The 22,070-nt window shown below is 67.3% G+C and carries 17 protein-coding genes; 8 read left to right on the forward strand and 9 right to left on the reverse strand.

Going from position 1 to position 22,070, the window contains the following annotated elements; genetic code table 11:
• Nucleotides 1-7: 7 nt before the first annotated feature.
• Nucleotides 8-481, forward strand: coding sequence for a hypothetical protein (locus KUA19_RS31140; RefSeq protein WP_217401713.1), 474 nt, complete (start codon nucleotides 8-10; stop codon nucleotides 479-481).
• Nucleotides 482-743: 262 nt separating this feature from the next.
• Here KUA19_RS31140 and KUA19_RS31145 read toward each other — a convergent pair whose 3' ends face one another.
• The 6 genes from KUA19_RS31145 to KUA19_RS31170 all read right to left on the reverse strand — a co-directional run bounded on the left by KUA19_RS31145 (nucleotide 744) and on the right by KUA19_RS31170 (nucleotide 9,578).
• Nucleotides 744-1,412: a hypothetical protein gene (locus KUA19_RS31145; protein WP_217401715.1), complete on the reverse strand. Its 669-nt coding sequence runs from the start codon at nucleotides 1,410-1,412 to the stop codon at nucleotides 744-746.
• A 59-nt stretch (nucleotides 1,413-1,471) separates the two neighbouring features.
• Nucleotides 1,472-1,978: a DUF6262 family protein gene (locus tag KUA19_RS31150; protein ID WP_217401717.1), complete on the reverse strand. Its 507-nt coding sequence runs from the start codon at nucleotides 1,976-1,978 to the stop codon at nucleotides 1,472-1,474.
• Nucleotides 1,975-4,206, reverse strand: a complete 2,232-nt coding sequence (locus KUA19_RS31155; protein ID WP_217401719.1) for a tyrosine-type recombinase/integrase — start codon at nucleotides 4,204-4,206, stop codon at nucleotides 1,975-1,977. Before KUA19_RS31155 ends, KUA19_RS31150 begins: the two co-directional genes overlap by 4 nt.
• Nucleotides 4,203-5,393: a tyrosine-type recombinase/integrase gene (locus tag KUA19_RS31160; RefSeq protein WP_217401721.1), complete on the reverse strand. Its 1,191-nt coding sequence runs from the start codon at nucleotides 5,391-5,393 to the stop codon at nucleotides 4,203-4,205. The genes KUA19_RS31155 and KUA19_RS31160 overlap by 4 nt, the downstream gene beginning before the upstream one ends.
• 193 nt (nucleotides 5,394-5,586) lie before the next feature.
• Nucleotides 5,587-7,020: a hypothetical protein gene (locus tag KUA19_RS31165; protein WP_217401723.1), complete on the reverse strand. Its 1,434-nt coding sequence runs from the start codon at nucleotides 7,018-7,020 to the stop codon at nucleotides 5,587-5,589.
• Nucleotides 7,017-9,578, reverse strand: coding sequence for an AfsR/SARP family transcriptional regulator (locus tag KUA19_RS31170; protein WP_308167751.1), 2,562 nt, complete (start codon nucleotides 9,576-9,578; stop codon nucleotides 7,017-7,019). Before KUA19_RS31170 ends, KUA19_RS31165 begins: the two co-directional genes overlap by 4 nt.
• Nucleotides 9,579-9,899: 321 nt before the next feature.
• Between KUA19_RS31170 and KUA19_RS31175 the strand changes: the two genes are divergently transcribed.
• The gene (locus KUA19_RS31175) at nucleotides 9,900-11,780 is read left to right on the forward strand and encodes a hypothetical protein (protein WP_217401727.1); all 1,881 of its coding nucleotides are present in this window, start codon (nucleotides 9,900-9,902) and stop codon (nucleotides 11,778-11,780) included.
• 426 nt (nucleotides 11,781-12,206) lie between these two features.
• Here the strand turns inward: KUA19_RS31175 and KUA19_RS31180 are convergent, their stop codons facing one another.
• Nucleotides 12,207-12,740, reverse strand: a complete 534-nt coding sequence (locus tag KUA19_RS31180) for a DUF6221 family protein (RefSeq protein WP_217401729.1) — start codon at nucleotides 12,738-12,740, stop codon at nucleotides 12,207-12,209.
• A 274-nt stretch (nucleotides 12,741-13,014) separates the two neighbouring features.
• On the opposite strand from KUA19_RS31180, the gene KUA19_RS31185 reads away from it, so the two are divergent.
• The 3 genes from KUA19_RS31185 to KUA19_RS31195 are packed head-to-tail and all read left to right on the forward strand — an operon-like array spanning nucleotide 13,015 to nucleotide 15,481.
• Nucleotides 13,015-13,356: a hypothetical protein gene (locus KUA19_RS31185; protein WP_217401731.1), complete on the forward strand. Its 342-nt coding sequence runs from the start codon at nucleotides 13,015-13,017 to the stop codon at nucleotides 13,354-13,356.
• Nucleotides 13,350-15,023, forward strand: a complete 1,674-nt coding sequence (locus KUA19_RS31190) for an alpha/beta hydrolase (protein ID WP_217401733.1) — start codon at nucleotides 13,350-13,352, stop codon at nucleotides 15,021-15,023. Before KUA19_RS31185 ends, KUA19_RS31190 begins: the two co-directional genes overlap by 7 nt.
• Nucleotides 15,020-15,481, forward strand: coding sequence for a hypothetical protein (locus tag KUA19_RS31195; RefSeq protein ID WP_217401735.1), 462 nt, complete (start codon nucleotides 15,020-15,022; stop codon nucleotides 15,479-15,481). The genes KUA19_RS31190 and KUA19_RS31195 overlap by 4 nt, the downstream gene beginning before the upstream one ends.
• Here the strand turns inward: KUA19_RS31195 and KUA19_RS31200 are convergent.
• Nucleotides 15,478-16,095 (reverse strand): hypothetical protein, encoded by a 618-nt coding sequence (locus KUA19_RS31200; RefSeq protein ID WP_217401737.1) that lies wholly within the window; start codon nucleotides 16,093-16,095, stop codon nucleotides 15,478-15,480. The two genes, KUA19_RS31195 and KUA19_RS31200, sit on opposite strands and share 4 nt — an antisense overlap.
• Before the next feature lie 58 nt (nucleotides 16,096-16,153).
• Nucleotides 16,154-16,363, reverse strand: a complete 210-nt coding sequence (locus KUA19_RS31205) for a hypothetical protein (RefSeq protein ID WP_217401739.1) — start codon at nucleotides 16,361-16,363, stop codon at nucleotides 16,154-16,156.
• 630 nt (nucleotides 16,364-16,993) lie between these two features.
• On the opposite strand from KUA19_RS31205, the gene KUA19_RS31210 reads away from it, so the two are divergent.
• From KUA19_RS31210 to KUA19_RS31225, 3 genes are all read left to right on the forward strand, one after another.
• A complete protein-coding gene (locus KUA19_RS31210) occupies nucleotides 16,994-17,734 on the forward strand; it encodes a TetR/AcrR family transcriptional regulator (protein ID WP_217401741.1) in 741 nt (246 codons plus the stop codon).
• Nucleotides 17,735-18,062: 328 nt separating this feature from the next.
• On the forward strand, nucleotides 18,063-18,815 hold the full coding sequence (locus tag KUA19_RS31220) for a toll/interleukin-1 receptor domain-containing protein (protein ID WP_217401745.1): 753 nt from the start codon (nucleotides 18,063-18,065) through the stop codon (nucleotides 18,813-18,815).
• A 361-nt stretch (nucleotides 18,816-19,176) separates the two neighbouring features.
• Entirely contained in the window at nucleotides 19,177-22,032 is a 2,856-nt protein-coding gene (locus KUA19_RS31225; RefSeq protein WP_217401747.1) for a LamG-like jellyroll fold domain-containing protein, read from the forward strand.
• The last annotated feature ends 38 nt before the right edge of the window (nucleotides 22,033-22,070 follow it).

Here is a 22,070-nt window from a genome sequence, read left to right on the forward strand (position 1 = left end):
GGCCGCCATGACCCATGACCACGATTCGCTGGCCATAGCCGATGCCCTGGCGGGCGTACGCGATGCCGTAGACCGGTGCCGCGCCGTGCTGGCCGAACCCGGCCGTCAGCACGTTCTCGACCTGCTGGACACCGCGTCAGCGACGAGCGAGTTGACAGCGGCGATCCTGTATCTGGTCGCGCCGCTGGCCGACGAGACCGAGCCGGGCACCGACGACGCGTTGGAGCGGGCGGCGGACCTGGCAGCCGACAGCCGCCGCTACATCGTCACCGGCCTGCACCTCATGGCCGGTGCCCAGGCGATCGTCAATGCGGTGGTCTCGCTGCGACAGATCACGGCACGGCCTGCGCACAGGCGGGCCGTTCCCCGGCCTGCTAATAGCCGGTGGTGGCCGGGCTGGGCGGCGGTGCGGGCGTGGGCCGTGCGGTTCTGGCAGGAGGCATGGATGCCGCCTGATCCTGATCCCCGCCAGGCGCCGTGAACCTCTGGCCCAACGGATGGCGGCTGATCCCTCGCGCGGGGGACAGCGGCCACGGCGCGGCGGGCTATCGTTGACCCCACGCCCTACGCCGGTCTTCCCCCGTTCTTTGGGGGTGTCGAGTGTGGTGGCACCGGTAGTCGCAGTTCGTCGCCCGCTTTGACGAGTTTTCCAATGCAACACATGTTGCGTGGCGTTGACACGCCGCGTTTATAGGGTGAGATCTCCGAGGTTGGCCTTCCCCCGTGGGCCAACCTCGGTCTCGTTAAGCTCCTTCATCTGCGCGCGGCATAGTGGGTATCTCGGTGTCACGGTCGCGATATGTGGTGCACCATGTGCGCAGGTCCGACGCTCCATCGTCGCCGTCGGCGATGAGGGAGTTCAGCGAATCGAGCTCGGCCGACGGACTCTCATCAAGGCGCAGGACAAGTTCTGCCACACGTGCTACCGGCCGGAGTCCGGAGATCTTTTCGTCCCGGTCCAACGCGTCGAGCAACGCCGCCCGTGACAGGAAACGCCTCGCCGCCGTCATCCTGTCGGTGCTCAGCGAGATGACGATCTCGTCTGCGATGTCGTCCGGTCCAGCCGAGAACTCGTATTCCCAAGGCCACGGCCCATGCGGCGAATATGTCCTGACGTCGATCATCCCGTCGTTCGCGTCAGGCACAAGCTCTCTTCCTGCCGTGCGAGATGTTTCGCGCACAAGACACAGCCATGGCAGTGGCACCACTTGCAGGCTGACGTAGAAGGCAGTCCTCTCGTCGGGCATCGTCCATGAGTGCTGCAGCGTTACCACCAGGAAGTCGCCGACCGAGTTTCGGTGCCACAGGTAGTTCTGGCCCACGGCGAAGCGACCGAAGCCGGCCCGCTCCAACCGTGGAGCCAACAGGTCGGTCACGGGTCGAATCAGCTCGGCGAACTCCGTTGACGTCATCTCGTCTGCCTCCTGCGTTCGCACCCAACCTAGGCCGTGACCTGACGCCAGTCGAGGAGCTATCGGGCGTTCAGTCGGAGCATCAGCTCCCGGTTGGCGGCTCGGGCTGCGGTCAGGTCGCGGTCGCGGTCCTCGATCTGGCCAGCGAGTACGGCATTCTGCTGCTCCAGTTCGACGATCCTTCGCTGGAGGGTTTCGATGTCGGTGGGCGCGCCGAGGCCCGAGTCCCGCCATGCTTGATCGCCCATGAGCTCGGACAGCCGCCGTTCCAGTAGTTGGCTGCGTGCTTGGAGGCGGCGGTTGCGTTCGTGGGCGTTGGCGAGGTCGGCTTGCAGCGACGCCCGGCTGATCGTGCCAGCTGATCCGGCTGCCGGGCCGCACTGCGTCTGGTGGATGAGTTCGAGCAGGTCACGGTGCCGGTAGAGGTAGGACCGGTCGACGCCTGCCTGGCGGGCGACGGCGGCGACGCTGAGGTCGCCGCCTGCCTGCTGCGCCAGGTGGATGGCCTTGGTGACCTTTTCACGGCGTCGGACGGCGTCGTCGGCGCGGCCACGGCTCATGTTCATGCGGTCCTCATGGGCCGGAGGTTGTCGTGCGGGTGCCGGTGGGTTGGAGTGATGCGCAAGCTGATCCGGCCGCGGCGGACGACGGCGACTGCCTGTTCGATCTGGTCGCGTTCGGCATCGGTGAGGTCGTCCAGCTCTGCTTTGATGCGGGTGATGAGCTGCTGGACCCGTGTGATCTCCTCCGTCGAGGGAAGTGCTTCGGCTCTGGCCCAGTCGTCGGCGTCGATTCCGGTGGCGAGGATGCGTTCGCGGTTGCGCAGCAGGTCGGCCAGGTATGCCTCCAGGTCGGGAAGGTAGGAGGCGTCGGTGCGGAAGTGGCCGCAGCCGACGCAGCGGAATCTGATCGGGCAGGCCCCGCCGCCTGCGTTGACGTTGCTCGGTTCGTTGCAGCCGCCGTAGGAGACGGCCACCTCGCCGACGGCCAGACGCATGCGTTCGTCGTCCAGCAGAGCGGTCGCGTCGCGCCAGATCCGAGAGCCGTGCCGGTCGAACTGCATGACCGCGACCCGGTCGACGGCCTCGCGGCGTCGTTTCTCCCCGATGCGGTAGTACCGCTGCGTGGTGTCCATCCTGAGGTGGTCGAGCAGTTCCCGTAGGACGTCGACGGGCACTCCGGCGTCGGCGTGGCGTTGGGCGTAGGTGTGCCGGTATGCGTAGACCGTGATCGTCGCCGTGTCGTATGGAAGCGAAACGACGACGGCCTTGCCGTCGGAGGTCGTCTCGGTCGCGACGGTGACCTGCGGCAGCCCCATGATCCATCGCCGGTGCATGCTGGACACGTTGTCCGGGCTGATCGGGCGTCGCCCATGGGGGTTGTTCCTGGTCGAGGGCAGCAGCTTGAGCTCACCGACAGGGGTGTCGGGGAAGCGTTGCCGAGCCCGGGCCTGCGCGGCGCGGATCAGATCGGCGGTGGCGGTGGCGACGGGCAGGCGACGACCGAACCGCTTGGACTTGACGTTGTCGTAGATGAGCACCGGCTGCCCGTCGGTGTCGTGCTGCAGGCAGTCCCACGCCAGTGCGCAGATCTCGCTGGGCCGCCGTCCGGTGTCGATCAGCAGCTCGACCGCGGTCTGGATCTCGTCGTTGGCCTGCTGGCCCAGCTGCGGCAGGTGCCGGCAGATGACCTGTATGACTTCCTTGGGCAGGTCTTTGCCGGGTTCGTCGTCCTCGCTGTCGTCGGGGATCTGTCCGCGACGTATGGCGAAGTCGTCGGGCAGTCCGGACAGCGGCTGTCCGGGCCTGGTCAGCCCCAGCCTGCGGATGCCGTCGAGAACGACACGGGCCATCAGGCAGGTGCTCAGCCGTAGCCGCGCCGAGACGACGCCCTTCGCCTGCAGGAACGCCAGTCGGTTGCAGAACGCGGAGATGTCGGCTGCGCCCAGGACGGTGAAGTCCTCGCCGCGGTCTTGGCGTTGCAGCCGCAGGCTCGCCGACAGCTTGACCACCGCCATGACCCGGGCGCGGACCTTGCCCGCCGGGGTCTTGCCCTGACGGGTGGGCAGGAAGTCCAAGGCCCACCGTTTGACGGCCTCACGCAGCCAACCCTGGCTGATCTCGCTGAAGTCCAGGGTGCCGCCGTAGCCGAAAGCACTCATCTGCCAGACGTCCTTGTGTCTCTCGGTTTCGGGATCGAGCACCGCCTGCCGCAGCGCGGCGACGATGGTGCTGTGCAGCGGGTCGTCGCGCCTGGGCGGCAGGTCCTCCATCGACGCCAGGCCAGCCATGCGGATTCTGCGTACCAGATTGCCCAGGGCGCGCCATGAGGTTCGTGCGCCCCTGCGGCATCGGTGCTGCAACCCGTAGAGAACCTGAGCCACCACCCGCTCGGGCAGGCCGTGCAGGCTCACCAAGCCGGGCACGAGCTCGGCCTGGACCACGGTGCGCCAGTAGGCCTCGTCGACGCCGTCGCTGGGACCGCGCGTCGCCCTCCACTCGACCCGATGAAGTTCGCAGTAGCTGCCGTTTCCCTGCCGGTCCAGCGGACAGCGCCCCACCGCGCAGGAGCCGCTGCCGGCAGCCACCCGTGCCGCCCAGTCGGCGAGGGGATCGGCCGGGCCGTCCCATCCCAGCAACGGATGCCTGGTCGGGAAGACAAGCGCCTTGCGCACCGGGTCCCAGCCGGCCTCGGCCAGGAACTGCGGGGAGATCAGCGCCCGCAGCCGATGCGTGGGGTGGTGGTCGGTGCCGAGCACGTCCGAGGCGACGGCGGCCAGGGCGGCTCCGGTCATCGCGTCGGCTCCAGGTCCCACGCGCGTGGCGAGGCCACCCGCTGCACCGCCTCGCGCAGCCGTGCGGCGGAGGCGTGCAGGTAGGGCTGCGCGGACCACGGGCTCTTCTGCCCGAGCAAGGTCTGGATCTCGTCAAGCGCGCCGCCGGCATCGGCGAGGTTGCTGGCGAAGGCGTGCCGCAGCATGTGCGGAGTGAGCGCCCGCCCCAGGCCGGCGCGCCGCGACAGGCCCTCGACCAGTTCGTTGAAGGCGTCCGGGCGCATCGGCGCTCCGACCGGTGCCCGGAACAGGTTCACCAGCAGGAAATCGCTGTCACGGGCGGCAGCACAGTCCTGCCGCTCGAACGCGTACTGATCAGCGGCGTGCACCAGCAGGAAGTCCACGGGCATCGCCCTGCTGCGCCGCGACTTCGCCCACGCACCGTTCACATTCTCCCGCCGCACCACATGCAGGTGCGAGCCCTGCACCGCACAGCCGAGCCCCCGCGAGTCGGCCATCAGGTGCATGTCTTCCAGCCGCAGTCCGGTCGCCTCGCCACGGCGCAGGCCGACCCGCGATAGCAGCAGGATGACCAGGCGGTCGCGTGCCGACCGGCACGCGCGCAGCAACGCCACGACCTCCTCGTCGCTGGCCCTGTCCACCGCCCGGTTCTCCTCGGCCAGGTGGTGCCGCGCCGCCATGCGGTAGAGCACCTGCCCGTCCTCGGACTGCGCCTCCACCGGCAGATCCCTCACATCTGCCACCTCGTACAGCGATCCGAGGACAGCAGGCGGCACATCCTTGTACGTCACAGCCGAGGTCAGGAACAGGCGCACCGCCGACAACACCCGGTTGATCCGCCGCGCCTGGCGCACCGGCCGCGCCCCCGGCCCAGCCACCACGGCCGCATCGGCATCCAGGTCCGAGGGGGCGAACCGCAACCACACGATGAACGCCGCCATGTCCGTCGCCGCCGTCCGCCAGTCACGCCCCGTCCGAGCGCACCACAGCAGGAACAGCATCACCCCACCGGCGTGCGCCTTCGTGGTCAGCTCAGCACGATCCCGCCCGAAGCGTTCGTCCCGCAGAAACCGGTCCGCCGCCGGGACCGGCACGAGGTCATCATCGAGTACCGTCCAATACCGGCCACCTGACGGCATCCGCACCGCAAAGATCTGCACAAGGAACTCCGTATCGTCGTCGCACATGCCACAACGCACGACAGAGCCACAACCGCAGAGAACTGTCGGAAACCTGTTCCAAACAGACCCTCACGCCACAAAATGCAGCAAGGCACCCACCCCCAGAGAACCCCCGTGGATCGACGTGGGGCTTTTTCGTGTCTACCGTCGTCGCGTAGTCGGCCTCGTGCCGTGCCCTGACGGCGGCTCCGCTGCCGGTCTACCCGTCGCCAACGGCGGCGAGGGGTCGGCGTAAGTGATCGGGCAGTTCGGCCTCCCACGCGCGCCGCTTGCGCCGTCCCAGCCCGGTCCGGGGCGGGACACCGGCGGCTCGGGACAGTTCGGCCCCAGTGGGCACACGACCCTGGCTGATTTCTGTTTCCCAGAACCGGCGCATGGCCGTCACCGCCGACCCGTCCGCGTCGTCGTCCTGGGCGGCGTCCTCGTCTTCGAGTTCGTCGTCGTCTTCGGTCAGGTCGTCGTCGGGTCGCCGCTCGGTGTCACCGTCGCGCGTGGTGCCTGCGGTGTCTGCCTTGGCGTCGTCGGCCACCGCGGTTGTCGGAGCGGTCTCACGTTCGGGTTCGTCGCCGAGGCCGGTGCCGGTGGCGTCGATGGTGGGCAGGGCGTGGCCGTTGACTCGTTGCGGCAGCACTGCGGTTACCAGTTCGGCGGGTGTGAGTGTGGTACCCGGGTTGTCGTGGGCGATGCCGGTCGTCTCCTGGATGGGCGCGGGCCGGGTGGTGTGCCACGCGTTGAGGTGCGCGACGGCTTCGGGACTGGTGGCGTCGACGATGCCGTAGATGGTGGCCATGTACATCTGGATGGCTTCGCGTTCGGTGGCGGCGTCGGGGATGTCGGCCAGACCGGCGTGTTCGGCGGCCTGCATCGCGCGGCGGATCACCTTGTTGTGGGCGCGGCGCAGCCGCCGCGCCGAGGTCTTCTTGCCTTGCAGCAGGTACAGGTCGAGGCGGGCTCGTCCGAGGCGGGCGCGCCGGCGGACCCGGTCGATTTCGGACACGTCGCGGCCTTGGGCTTCGGCCAGGTGCAGCCACACGAAGACCCGCTCGACGGTGAGGGTCCAGTGGATGCGCCGGGTGGTGGTGCCTGTGCGGGCGTTGCGCTCGGCGGCGAGGGCTCGCTCCCACATCCACGCAGCGACCAGCGGCGCGGCCAGCCGCAGGCACACCTCTCGGAAGCTGTCGGCATCCGTTGCCGACAGTGATGCGGTGAGGGCGGCGAAGACCCACACGGCGATGCCGTCCGCACCGGTGGAGGCGTTGGCCGGGTCGCGCAGCAGCCGGGCACGGGCCAGCAGCGCACTTGCGAACAGGGCGACTTCGATGAACCAGAAGAACGCGTACCGCAATGGGCTGTCGCCGAGGATGTCGGTGAAGAACTTCCACATGCCGCTGGCCGAGACCATGGTGGCCAGGGCCGCCGCAACGACGGTGAGCAGGTTGGCGACAAGCAGAGTGGCGCGGTGCGCGCCCATCTGGCGCATGCGGTGCGCGGTCAGCAGCAACAGACCGACCATCACCAGGAGTGCCAGGCCGGTCAGGACGGTCTGGTTGGCCTGGTAGAGCGTGGTGAGGTCGTCGAAGATCACGACCGCATCACGCACGCCGACACGGCCGGCTGCGATCGTGGCGCTCATTTCTGCTCCAGGCTGGTGCGCAGCTTCGCCGCCAGAGCGCGGGTTTCGTCCTGGGGTTCGGCGTCCAGGTCCGCCAATGCCTTGGTCAGAGCGCGGAGCAGGGTCCGGATGCCGTCGGCGTCGCCAACGGCGTGGCGGGCGTGCATCGCCTTGACGTAGAGGGCTTCGCTGTAGCGGTCCAGGCCGATGGCCTTGTCGAGCAAGTTCGACGCTTCCTGCGGGCGGCTGTCGAGCAGGTCGTCGGCCAGCAGGAGGTGGGCTTCGGTGCCCCAGCGGCGCACGGTCTCGCGGTGCGGTGTCAGCCACTCGTAGTCTTCGCCGTCAGCCAGGGGAGCGGTGTAGAGGTCGCAGGCCGCGGTCAGCAGCTCGCGACGAGTGGTGCCCGAGGCGATGGTGGCTTTGCGCATCAGGTCGCGCAGGGTCCAGACGTCGACATCGACGGTGGCCGGGTCGAGCCGGTAGCGACCGGAAGATTTGGTGACGTACGCGTTGGATGCGGCGGGGTTGCCGGCACGGCCGAGCACGTGCCTCAGGTTGGAGGCGTTGGTGTGTACGCGCTGCGCGGCCTGGCTTATGCGGGCGTCGAGTTCGATGTTGTCGCCGATGTCCTTGGTGGCTGCTCCGTCCGGGTGCACCGCGAGGTACACCGCCAGTTCTTTGGCCTTGGCCCGCAGTGGGCGGCCCTCGTGGACGATGTCCTCGATGCGGGGCGGGCCGAGGACCCGCAGCTTCGCCTTTATCGGTGCGGGTGCCCCGACCGATGCGGCCGACACGGCGGCGGGCAGCTGCGGCTCGTCCTCGGCCGTCTCGGTACGGCTGGCGTGCAGGGGCACGACGGTGACCGGCACGGCCGAGGACACGATGGCGGGCGGCTCGCCGGTTTGGGCCTCCCGCAGGGTGGTCAGGATCTGGATCGCGGTGGCCGGGTCGAGCACAGGCAGCCGAGCCGGAACCGGCTCGGCGGGCTGCCCACCAACGAGCTTGGTGTGCCCATCGGGGGGGACTTCAACGGTGGCGCCGTGCTCCCACTCGCCCAGCAGCAGCCCGGTCACCTGGAGACTGCCGCCCAGGGCGAGGGCGACCTTCGCCCGCATCCGGGCGCCCGCGGGCGGAGTCTCGGTGATGAGCATGACCGGCGGCATGGCCTCCTCGTCCGGTAGCCGCTGGCGCAGCTCGTCCAGGTCGGTCAGGGCGTGCTCGTCGAGGACGCGGCTGCGGTGCAGCAGCCTTTCCTCGATCATCGTCAGCGCGTCATCCACGGTGTCGGCCACGTGCAGGCGCGGCCACGCGCCAAGGACCACCATGTCCGAGCCGAGCAGGGTCGCCAGGGTGGCGGCGTCGATGACGACTTCGCCGCGTGTGCCGGGGTGGTGTGGGTCGCCGGATACCAGCACTGCGACCAGGGCCGCTCGTGCGGCGGCAGGAGCGGCCTGCCCGGTGAAGCCCGTGCCGCCGGGCGGGAGCGGTGCGAGGTCGGGCACGAGCGCGGACGGCTCGGGATCATCGTTGCTGGGTGGCACCAGCCGGGGGGTGCGGGCAATGGCACGGCGCAGCTTGACCACCGGCTCGGGCAGCTCGGTCGGTGGGTCGTCGTCGAGCTGGCCGGTGAAGCGGCGGCGGCGTTGCAACCACACGAGCATCACGGCGGCGCTGATGGCCAGGGCGAGACTCCACGGCAGCCAGCTCGACGGTGACAGTTGCACTCCATGCTCATCCGTCGACACCTCGAGGTCGCCGTCGCTGTCGGCCGGCGACGCCGAGGTCCTCTCCGACACCGCCGGGGTCGCAGACGCGCTCGGTGACGGCGACGTGATCGGCGAAGCCGAGCCGGGCATCGTCGACGACGCCGCACTGGGCGCTACTGCCGGCCCGTCGACACCAGGGCTGACTGTGATGCGCGGGTTTGCTGTTTCGCTGGGGCGCGGTGTGACGGCCGGGTTGCTTGGCGCGTTCGATGGCACTGCGGTGGGCGGGGTGACGACCGGCGGCGGGGGAGGGGTGGTCGGTGGCTTGACCGGCGTGGCTCCGTGCGGTGGGCGGGCGTCGGCGGGCAGCCGAAGGTCCCAACCCGGGTAGATCAAGTTGCAGTCCCGTAGCGTGCCGCCGACCTTCGCGAAGTGCCGGTGCCAGTTCAGGCGGCAGATCTCCGGCCACCGGTCAGCATCGCCAAGCCACACCTTGGCGATCTTGGATAGATAGTCTCCGCGCTTGACGACGTACACGTACCTCTGATCGCCGACGTGGAACGTCGCCGCCCCCGCAGCGGCCCGTGCAGGCACAGAGGCCGACCGCGAAACGGAGGCGGTCTCCACTCCGGCCGGATCAACTGCGGCCGCCTCTGCCCGAGGCGGTGCGCTCGCGCGGGCCGCTGCGCTGGTCAGGGCGATAACGACAGCACTGACCAGACCGGCAACCACAGCTTGCACGGGCGTCGCCAGCCGCAGGCGAGGCACCTCCACACGGGTAACGCGTGCCACCACCTCGGCGACCACCGCGGCAATGATCAGGGCCCAGATCAACCAGCCCGTACAAGCCATCGCCTTGACGACGAAGTCCACGGTCAACGGCTGCCGACCCCACTCCAGCCACTGCTCACCGGTCGGCCACTGCCGCGGCAGCGGCCAACCGACCAACTCGACCAACGCCACCGGCAGCCCAACAAGGACCACAAGCAGACCGGCGAGCGAACCGACGCCCCGCGCGATCTGTCCCAACATCACAACGGGGCGACTGCGTCGCTGCCCGAATCCGATGTTCATCGACTACCCCCCCGATGCGATATGCCCCAGCACCAAACGCAGGCGCCCACCTGCACCTAAGCGCACCCATCGAGACTAATCACATTCATCAACTTGCAGCCAATGATAAAAATGGCCCTCATGGACTCCGCCACGCTCGCTATCAACATCGGCATGGACGGGATCACCGCGATCGCCGCCACCTCCGGCCGCCGCACACCACTCCGCTTCGGCGACTCGAACGTGCTACCAGCACAGGTATGGCAACCCCACGAGCAGCCCATATCCGCAACCCCCGTCAACGGCGCGACCGTCATCGACGTGCCCGACCTGCTGTCCACGGCACCCCCCGACCAGAGCCCACGCGCGGTCGAGGCCATGTCGGCACTGCTCGCCCAAGTCGCAGCCCATGTGCCGGACGTCACCACAGTCGGCCGCCTGATCCTGGCGTTACCCGACCAATGGGGACCCCGCAGGCGCGCGCTCATCCGGCAGGCCGCCGAACACGCCGGACTCCCCACACCTGTCCTGGTCAACACCGCCGAGGCCACCGCCACACACGCCACCAGCACCGCGCCGATCGAGGTCGGCTCCAGCCTGCTGGTCTGCGACCTCGGAAACCACGCCAGCAGCATCACGCTGCTCGCGCGGGAAGCGACCGGATGGCGCAACCTCGCCTCCATCCCCGCACAGGCCACCGGCGCGCACCTCGACGAAAACGTGCTCGCCCGCCTCGACTTCGACGACAGCCTGCGAGAGCAACTCACCGCCACAACCACGGCCAACAGCTCGCAAGCCCGCGGTCAGATCCTGGCCGCCATCCGGACCGCGACCGCCACCGGCGCCATCACCCGAGCCGCGATCCTGCTACCCGAGCCCTACCCGCCCACCGTGGTGACCGGCGCACAACTCGACGCCGCAGCACAACCCATACGCGAAACAACCACAGCCGCAGCCCGGCAAGCCATCGAGGCCGCAGACATCGACATCGACACCATCGCCGGCGCCATCGTCACCGGACCAGCGGCAACCCGCCTCAACGTCGCCGACCACCTCGCACGCCAACTCGGCATCACGCCCCTGCCGACACCGTCACCGGAACTGGCGGCCGCCAACGGCGCACTCACCATGCACACCAGCCAGAACCCTCCGGACACCCTCGGCCTGCTGAAGGCCAAACATGTCGGCATGCGCCACCTCGGCGCCGTCGCCACCCCCATGATCCTCGGCTCGATACTGCTACTGCAGATCGTCACCGACGCCCGCCGCCTGCTACCCACAACCAACTACACGGGCACCTACCACCTCGACGAACTCAACGCCTACCTCAGCATCAACGCCTACGCCCTCACCGCACTCTGCGCCGCCCTCGGCCTCATCGCCGCAGGAAGAATCGGCGCCGCCGTCTGGACCCGCCACGACCACGACAACGACACCCCCGGCCGCCACAGCACCCAAGCCGGACGCACCCTCGCCGCAGCCGCCGCACTCGGCCTCGCCATCGCCGCGATGTTCGGACTCCTCGGCGAAACACTGTTCGGCACCACCGACAGCACCAGCGGCATGTTCCTGCGCGCAACCATCCTCGCCGCGCTCGCTCCCACCGTCCTCGCCGCAGCCATCGGACTGCTGGCGCCGTACTCCAGCCGCATCCGCGACGCGTGGGCCGACCACCTGCACTACCCGGCTACGCCCGTCATCCTCGCCGTCGCCGGGACCGCTGCCACACAGGCCGCCGCCGCCGGACTGCCATGGCTGACAGCCATCGACTACGCCTACATCGAGGCCTTCGGCGGGCGCATCGGCACCGGCCTGCTCGGTGTCGCCATCGCGCTGACCCTCGCCCAGACCCGACTCACCCGCATCGGCCTCGCGGCGGTCCTCGGCATCGGCGGCGTCCTGGTCTACGGCATCACCAACGCACGCCTGTTCACCTTCGCCTACCTGGTCGCCGTCGCGCTGTGGTGGGGCGCCAAAGCAGTCCGCCTCATCATCGCGGCCGTCCCGCGAGCAGCCGCCTGAAGTCATACCGCCAGACCACTGCCCGCCGAACTCCCGCTCGGCGGGCAGTTCCGTATCCCGGCCCAGCCACAGAGGAGTCGATCATGACATGTTGCCACGCCACCCGACAGGACCGGCAGCCGACACCGGCCTTCGACCCACGCAAGAACGCCTATGGCTGAGCCGACACGCGACCCACAGCCACAGCAACACCGCAACGCCAGGCGCGGCACAACACCGATAAGACTCACCCAACCCCGCGTCGTACCCATCACCGACGAAGACCACGAGCAGGCCATCACCGCACTCGCTGCCATGATCAGCCAATGGTGGCTGGATCAACACCAACGTCTCGACCCGTGACCGATCACGCCCGGCCGTGACCACGCCAGGCTACGGCCGGGCCGCAGAACCTCCGCCACCACCGACAAGCCCGCCCGGCGATGCTCAGCGCTCGATACGGAACCCGCGCGCCAGAGCCAGCAGCGTCTGCATGGCGAGCGCATCCGCCGCGTCCGGGTAGTCCGCAGGCGCGTCGACGTCGCCATACCGGCTCATATCCCGGCCGCCGATGGTCTGCTCGCACAGAGCGATGACCTCACGCAGCGCCTCGACCATGTCCAGCGCACGCTGCGGATCGTGAAGAGCAATGTGCTCATCCTGAGCCCCACTCGGAGTCCGACCCTCGCGAGTCAGACCCTCGGCAAGGTAGATCGGCCCGATACCGCCATCGACACCACCGCGGACATGATCCGCGACCCAAGTCGCACCTCCGCCACCATCGGAGTTCGGCTCCTTGGCCCCCCACGCGACCAGCTCGATCTCATCCAACGCCGCCCGCAGCCGGCCGAACGGAGGCCACCCCTGCGGAATCAGCTCAACCTCACAAAACTCCTGCTCACCGTCGCAACCCCAGCCCACCGTATGAGTACGGCACCGGCGCTGCTCACCGAAATCGACGGGTCGTCGCCACTCATCCATACGTACATGATGTTCGATGCCAACAACATTTCTGAACCCGCCCGGAAGGGCCACGCATCATCAGGCTCATATACCCACCAGCGCGCAACGGCCGCTTGAGTGCGAACGCCACCCATCCTGCCGAACCCATCACGCGAAAGCGTCGCGGCGCCGCACCCAAGGTCAGTGCACGTCTTGATCACTGCAGCACCCGCCAAGCTGCCCAGATCCGGTGTACCCGACATGACCGATCGCCGGGGCACCGCACCTGTCATCGATACACTACTGTGCGAACATGGCTGAGCTTCAAGGCTTGTCCCAGGACCCGCAGCGCGAAATCCGCGTCGAACCAGCGACGCTGCAAGCCGCCGCCGACGTGTGCCGCACCCTCCGCCAGGCGACGGCTCGGGCCGCCGAGGGCGTACACACCGACACCGACGCGGCGTCACGGGCCATGCCCGGCTGGGAACTCGCCTCCGCGCTGCGCGACCTACACAGCCAATGGGAAGACGACCTGGCACGACTATGCAAGGGCCTCAACCACACCGCCGATGGCCTAGACGAATGCGCCCGCCAATACCAGGCCTCCGACCACGCCAGCATGGACAACTTCTACGCAGCCCAACACCCATGGTGACCATCACCGACCTGCGCGACCTACGACACAAACACATCGAAGCCGCCGCACAGGCATGGGACCGGCTCGCCGACGATCTCGACCGCCTCAACCACCGGGTCGTCGACGAGCTGACCGGCCCGACACGCTCCAGCGGCTGGTACGGCACGGCAGCGACCGCCGCCTACAACGTCATGGACCGCCTCGACGACGAGTACGAACTCGCCGCCATCAAGGTACGCGTCGCCGCCGCAGTACTACACGAAACCGCCACCCGAATGCGCCGACTGCAAGACGACCTACACGAGGCACTCGCCGCCGCAGCCGCCATCCGCGGCCTGTCCATCGACGACCACGGCAGAGTACGGCTGGCACCAGCACTGGCGCGCATCCCCGCCGGAGTGGCTCGCGCCGAAGAGATAGTGCTACGACTACGACAACTGGCCAACAACTTCAACGGCCGCATCGACACGATCCTGGCCAACGCCGCCGACCTCGACACCCGCAGCGCCGCAGCGCTACGCGCCGTCGGACCGCAGTTCCCCGGCCAGCTCACCCCCGGCGAGTACACCGACGCCACCGCCGACGCCCGCAAAGCACTACAACTCCTCCATCTGTCCGAGACGATGATCCCTACCAACAACAACCCCACCACGGCAGCAGCATGGTGGAAGGCCCTACCCGCTCCACAACAAGCACTGCTACTCGCGGCCTACCCCGACAAAATCGGCGCCCTGGACGGGTTACCCGCCACCGACCGCGACCGCGCCAACCGACTCGCACTGCACAACATGCTGGCCAGCCTCCAGCCCACCACCTCCGGTCAGCAACACGCACCCGAGTACACCCGCCTGGTCCGTCTGCGCGACCGCCTCGAAGCCTCCGAGTACGGACCCAAACCCCACCAGCTCTTCCTTCTCGGCCTCGACAACGTCGCCGACGGCCAGGCCATCGTCGCGATCGGCAACCCTGACACCGCCGCCCACACCGCCATCCTCGTCCCCGGCGTCTCCACCAACCTCGACGGCATGGGTGGCCAGATCGACCGAGCCCAACGCATGCTCGACACCGCCGACGACTACAGCCTCAACGGCGGTGCAGTGTCCGTCATCGCCTGGCTGGGCTACGACCCGCCTTCGATCAACGTCCCCGACATCGCCACCGCCCCGTTCGGCGCCAAGGCCGCCGACGGAGCTCAAGCACTCGACACCTTCGTCGACGGCCTGCGCACCGCCCACAGCACCTCCACCGACCACATCACCGCAGTCGGACACAGCTACGGATCAACACTGCTGGGCCACGCTGCTACCCACGGCAACGGCCTCGCCGTCGACGACATCCTCACCGTCGGCAGCCCAGGCATGCGCACACCTCACGCCGCCGACCTCAACGTCGGCGCTACCCACACCTGGGCCGGAGCCGCATCCGACGACCCCATCGCCAACCCGCAGAACCACGCCGCCGCCTACACCGGCATCCCCATCATCGGCCCCCTGCTGGCCGACACCGAACTCGACATACACGGGATCAGCCCACACCAGGCCGAATTCGGTGCCAATCAGTTTCACGTCGACACCCACGGCCATAGCGGCTACTGGGACCTCGGCTCCAAGAGTCTGGCCAATATCGGCGCCGTCATCGCCGGACGACCTGAACTGACGACCCTCGACCGCAAGGCCACACCATGAGACGAAAGCTCACACCGCTCGCCCTCGTCGCCGTGCTGGCGCTGGGCGGCTGCACCAGGGAGCCAGACTTGCAGCAGAAGTCCGAAGCCGAGGTCGTCACGGCGCTGCGTAGCTACGCCGACGACATCGGCACTGTGTTCACCATGCCGATCACCAACTTCCGCACAAACACGGTCGCCTGCGAACAGAACGGGGGAGTACCGGCCACAGACGGAACCTTCGACCTGTCAGGGCACGGGAAGTACATCGTGAAGCCCGGCAGCCACGTGGCGTTGCTGCGCAGCGTGGCCGAGCACTGGCTGGCCCAGGGCTATGAGGTAGACCCGCTGCGCGAGGTCGGCAACGGAGGGCAGCTAACTGGACGCAATCCTGCCGACGGAATCTCCGTCACCCTCACTTCAGGAGATCCCGAGGTCATCGCGTTCCTTGCCGCAACACCCTGCTATAAATCTCGCTAAGCCTCACCTGGGTGGTCGCGGCCGCTTCGCGAACGTGTGCTTGTCGCGGTTGGTCGATGTTGGCCTGCGGCTTGATCCTTCGCAAGCTCGGTTGGCGCCTGCCGTCGATGATCGCGCGATTCGGATGGCGTGGCTTCGACTCCGATAGGCGGTACCGACGCCTGCCGCCGACCAGTCCGTCGACAATATGCGACCACCGAGCGCCGGAGATAGACCGGGCCCATGGCCAGCCGGGCGACCGGAGTGGGAAAGCCCTCTGTCAGAGCCAACTGTGCGATGCGTTGGCGGCTCACACCGAGCAGCGTCGCGATCTCGGCGACACCGATGATCTGGCCCAAGTGATCGTGTCGCTCCTGAGGCGCTGCCCGCATGCCAATCGGTTCGATGAGCTGGTACCGCGCGGGGGCATCGCCGAACCAGCTATTGAGGTGTCCGAGAGCCGTGGTGACCGCCTCATGCATCGTCGGCGCGGTCACCCTGCAGCGGACCACGATGTCACCGGTGTCCAGGTAGTCGATCAGCTCAATCGGCGGCGCCTGCGTGCTCGTCATCCACAGGCGCAAGGTTTCGCTGTTGACCCGCTCCGGGTACTCGACCTCGACTGTCCAGCGCATGAGCACCTCCAACGTGCTGGCCGTCGACATCTTGCCGACGGCCAGCTCTCACCATGTATTACTTGCCGATCCAGTTGTCGAGCGCTCCCCAGGCCAGCGTGGAAAGAACCGCTGTACTGGGGAAGTCTCCGTGGCTGTATCGCCACATTGCGGCACCCATCGCCGCCGCGGCGGCGACCACCACGAAATCCCGAAGGGTGATGGACGGGCGGACGGTGATCGGGCGATCCGTCTGGTCATCGCCGTCAGGTTGCACTAGCTTCAACATGGGTCTCCTTCTTGCAGCCACGCATGAGGTGATCTCTGACGGCGTCCGGGTGCCAGCCCGGACGCCGTCGCTCTTCCTGCGGACACGTCTGCGCTGACGCCCGCTTCATACAAGTCCCATAGTTCAGCGCGCGGGGCTGACCCGTCGCACACCGAGTGCGACTCGTCTGTCGCCGCATGCGGGCCAACCGTGGGACCGCCCTTGATGAGTGTCAAGCTCCTCTCCGATCTACGCCGCCTGCTGTGGTGGGACTTGCCCGATCAACTACGCCAAGCTCTGCGAGTCCCTCCTCGGCCTCTCAGAAGTGCGATCGGACGAGATCTTGGCCGTGCTGCGGCATGTCCCGTCCCCAACGGCGTCTTTGTAGACCCATCACGGAGCCACGCGTCGCACAAGTAGTGCGACAAAAATTCTTACTCATCGGTAAAGCACTTGACCTGCGAAAATAGCTGACGGTCCCCGACGTCGGTGCGCAGGATGCAACCTACTGAACCCGTGGGTTCAAATCTCTGTCGACCCCAAGCACAGTCCACCGCCACGCCACCAACAGCCTGAACATGCTAAGCCTCGACAGCAACCTGACCCCGCATTGCGTGCAATTGCACATGGAAGCCGGTAGCATCCCCCACCATGACAGCCGACGCCGTCTCGAGGTCCGGCGTCACCCACAGACGTCCGATCAACAAAACCCGCCGCGACATCATCACCGAAAGCGCATACAGGGTATTCCTGCGCAACGGCTATGCGGCCACAACGATCACCGACATCGCGGCCGAGGCTGGAGTCGCAAAACCTACGGTCTACAACTACTTCGACAGCAAAGACGCCGTCTTCGCCGAAGCGATCCAACATGCCGTCCAACAAGCGGTCCCACGCCTAGTGACGGCGATCGGCCCCGTCTCAACCTCGGTCTGCGGCGCCCACGTAGCGGACGCACTTGCATGCCTGGCCGAACGCCTCGTCGATGTCTATTGCGACGAATCGACGACGAAACTGCGCAGACTCATGATCGTCGAGATCGACCGGCTCCCGCCAGGCATGGCCGGCATTTCAGACATCGTCACCTATCCATGCATCGGAACGGTGACCCAAAAGCTCGCCGAACTGCAACAACTCGGCCACCTACAACTCGACGACTCAAGACAAGCAGCCGATCTACTACTGGCGCTCGCACTCCAGAAGTTTCCGCAACTGGCGCTCATCGGCCAATCGGCAGACTCGGCATCACTGGCCACATACATCCGAGCCGGTGTCGACTGCTTCCTCGGCCGATTCCGCATCCCCGACCGACAGGTCATGCCCAACCACCCGTACCTCAAGACAGAGAGCTGCCCCGGTGTCAGCCTATGGCGCGCTCACAATCATCACTGACGTGTGAGACGCCGTCGCTTGCCAGTCGAGCTACAGCTGGCGGCGGTTTTCAAGACCAACCATGCTAACCCTCATGACCTGCATTTATTCGCCCCGCCTGACCCCCGTGCCCGCCCCTTGCCCGGATCTTGCCCGGATCTTGCCGTACGAGGGCACTGCGATCGTCGTCTCGGTCGTCCAGTCGAAGAGTCTCGTGCGTGCGGCTGATGCTGCTTGATCGACGTCGATCGGTAGGTTGCTGGGGTGACCGGTCACGTGTTCATCAGCTACAGCCATGCCGCCGATGCCGGGTATGTGGAGCGGCTGGCGGCCCATCTGGAGGCTGCTGGTGTGGCGGGTCTGGTTTGACCAGGAGATCGCCCATGGTGACCGTTGGGCCGACACGATCGAGGAGCAGATCGACTCGTGCGCCGCGTTCGTCGTGGTGATGACCCCGGCGGCGAAAACATCGCCCTGGGTGGCCCGGGAAATCAATCGGGCGGAGAAACTGCGCAAGCCGGTCCTGCCGTTGCTGCTGGACGGCGAGGTGTTCTTCCGCCTCAGTGATGTGCATTACGAGGACGTCACTGGTGGGCGTATGCCCTCGGCTGCTTACGTTCGGCGGTTACCAGTCTCCCCAACCTCGCCCACACCGGGACGGGCGTTCGAGCCCTCAATTCCCGTTCCAACCCGCACGCCTCGCGCCACCTTCACTGGCCATACCTACTCCGTTTGGTCGGTGGCGTTCAGTCCGGACGGGCGCACCCTGGCCACCGCCAGCAGCGACAAGACGGCCCGGTTGTGGAACCTGAGCGACCCGACCCGGCCGGTGCACACCGCCATCCTCACCGGCCACACCGCCTCCGTGCCGCCCCAGGTGCCGGCGCCGTACCCGGAAACTGCGTCCGGTGTTCTCTATCCACGCCATCTCGATCACCTCCAAGCGGTTACCGCTCGGCGACCAACGCAGCGTCTACGGGCGAAGCCAGCGGCAGAAGACGCCACTCCCGGGCGGCCTAAGCTCAACGCTAGGCCAGTCATGCCCCCGGTCGCGGCGCTGCACAGCAGTAGTGCGAAGCGCCCATTCAGTGATCACTGCTGAGCTTATGTTCCTGGCGATGACCTACCCATCCGTCTTCCACTGTATTTAGGCAGGACGGGCGACATATAACACGATGTCGTTACCCCGCTCCTTCGAGCATGCTCAATTCCTTCGATAACGCTTATGTAACGCTTCTGGCTGCAGGTGGGCGGGCCGCCGTCACCGCGCGCGACCAACGTTCGAACCAGTGTTCGAGTCCTCGTGTGATCATGTAGTTGTTTGTCCGGATGAGTCGATCACTCTAGGTGATCTTGCGTGGCTGGTTCGGCTGTTCGGCTGTTCGGCGCCTGCCCCCCGCTTGTCGTCGGTCCTTGTTAGCGTCCGCTCGCTTTGAGGTGTGCTAACGGAGAGGTCCCCCCCGATGACTGGTGAAGTCTGGGCTTTTAAACGGCCGATGAGTAGACGGTCTGCAGCTGGATTGGCACGCCAGACGGCTGGTTCGGTTGCGGCCGTGTTGCTGTTGTCGGGGCTGGTGGTTGCAGGATCTTCGGGACCTGCGCAGGCCGAAGAGTCCTGTCTGAGTGCCGCGGACACCGCGGCGGCCGCGTCGGAGATGGCGAAGCGCTGTGGCGCATCCGTCCTGGTGTCAAACCTGGTGGACGAGTATGCGACTCACATTGCGAACGCGGATGGAACGTTCACATTCGCGGCCTCATCGGAGCCTCAGCGAGTTCAGAAGGCGCAGGGCTGGGTGCCGATCGACCAAAGCCTGTCGATTGTCGGCGGCCGTGTCGTACCCGCGGCGACGGTTCTCGACGTGTCGCTGTCGGCGGGCGGTACCGGCGACGTGGTGGTCATGCGTGATGGTGCGGCCAGCCTGAGCCTGTCGTGGCCCAAGCCGCTGCCTGTTCCGACGCTGGAGGGCAACGTCGCCACGTATCCGGAGGTCATGCCGGGTGTGGACCTGCAGATCACGGTTGAGGCGCAGTCGTTCTCGCAGGTGCTCGTGGTGAAGACCCGGGAGGCGGCGACGAACCCGGCCCTTGCGCGGGTGGCGTGGGGTGTCCGGGCTGAAGGTGTCGAGCTTCAGACCGCCCCGTCGGGTGGACTGCAGGCTGTCGACTCCAGCGGTCAGGTGGTGTTCGTGGCACCGCCTGCGTCGATGTGGGGCTCCCCGGCTCAGCCGGACGCGGCTCAGGCCAGGGCGCTGGGCATGTCAGAGGGTGAGTCGCTAGATGAGACGCCGACTTCGACGGTCGGCATTCCCACGCAGTTGTCCGAAGGCCAGTTGGCGGTGATACCCGACGCCGAGATGCTCGCCGCGCAGGAGACGACGTTCCCGGTCATGATCGACCCGAGCTTCGGCGACGGCTACACCCGGTGGGCGACGGTGGAGAAGACGGCCCCGGACACCTCCTACCAGTCGGGTACCGCATGGCCGCGTGACTTCATCCGGGCGGGTCGTGCGTGGGGCGAGACGAGTGTGTGGCGGTCGCTGATGACGTTCACGATCAGCGACATGGCGGGGTCGACGATCGTGGGCAACCCGTCGTTCACGATCAGGCTCGATCACTCGGGTGCCTGCGGTGACACTCCGGTGGAGTTGTGGCAGACCAGCTACTTCGGCAGCAGCGGTGTGACCTGGAACAGCACGACCGGGAGCTGGGTGACCAACTACGGCAGCAAGTCCGGCAGCGCCAACGACTCGTGTTCGGCGCAGAACGCCGAATATCTCGAGTGGTCCACCTCGACCATGAAGTCGATCATGCAGTCGAATCTCAACGGCGGATACAGCACCTTCAACGTGGGGTTGAAGGCGCCCGATGAGACTGATCAGGACCAGTGGAAGAGGTTCGGCGTCGGTACGGCGACGCTGGAGGCCACTTACAACAAGGCGCCGAACGCGCCAGTGGGCAAGGCGATGCTGGCGCCGGACTGCTATACGGCGCCGTACTGCTCGTCGCCAGCGTTCACCGGCACGAAGACGCCCACGCTGAGGGCTGATGTGTCCGACCCGCTCACGGACACGCTCTACACGAAGTTCGAGGTCCGTGCCGCGGCGTCGGACACGGCGATGCTGATCGCCGACAACTCGGCCGGATTGACGACCACGTCGGTGTCGGCGGGAGTGCTGAAGGAAGCGACGTGGACCATCCCCACCGGCAAGATCACGGCTGACGGGACGTTCTACTGGCGGGCGATGTCGGCCGACGAGGCGACTCTGACCGGGCCGTGGTCGGCGTGGCAGACGTTCACCGTCGACACCGCGCCCCCGACGATCTCGGCCGTCACCTCCAGCCAGTATCCGTCCAAGACGTGGGGCGCTGTCGCGGGTACCGCAGGAACGTTCACGATCACGGCCTCGGGCGCCAACGACTACACCTGGTCTGTTGACGGCGGCAGCGTCTCGGCACCATCGACGTCCCCGACGGTGACCTACACCCCCGGTGCCGATGGTGTGCACACCATGCGCGTCAACGCCAAGGACAAGGCCGGTAACTCCAGCGGCAACCTCGACTACCAGTTCTGGGTGTCACCGATAGACCCGACCGTGCGATGCCTGTACTGGAACCTCAACGAGACCAGCGGCACCACCGCCGCCGACACGGGCAAGACGGTGTGTACGCCGACGGACAACACGGTCACCGCGGTCAACGGCACCCTTTCAGGCACGGCGGCGTTCGGCACCGGCCACGACGGCAACGGTGTGAGCTTCACGGGCACCGGCGGGCAGGTCACCATGTCCGGCCCGGCGGTCAACACCAGCCAGGACTTCACCATGACCGCGTGGGTCAAGCCGTCGGACCTGTCGCTGGGTGATCAGACCGTCATCAGCCAGGACGGCACGAACACCAGCCGGTTCCAGCTCTACTACGACGCCCAGGCCAACTCCAACGCCGGCGGCTGGTGCTTCGGCATGCGCGCCACCGACACCAACGCGGCGATCGCGGCACCGGTCTGCGCAACCGGCACCATCCAGGACGACCAAGGACTCACCCATCAACCGCAGAACGGCGTCTGGGTCCACCTCGCTGGCGTCTACAACTCAGCCGCCGGGACCCTGCAGATCCACGTCATGGGCAACCCGACCAGCTGCTCCGGCGAAATGGTCCAGGGATCCTTCACCGGATCATGGACCACCTCCGGCTCCCTGATCGTCGGCCGCGCCAAGGCCGGGGCCACGGGCGCCGAATACTTCCGCGGCGTCGTCGACGAAGTCCGCGCCTACCCGAAGGCACTGACCACCACCAAGATCTGCCAGCTCGCGGGTCAGTAACCCGCTCTGGCTATTAAAGCCAGGTCCGTCGTCGGCGG

Origin of the sequence: Catellatospora tritici, assembly GCF_019083965.1 — a bacterium.
Lineage (GTDB): Bacteria > Actinomycetota > Actinomycetes > Mycobacteriales > Micromonosporaceae > Catellatospora > Catellatospora tritici.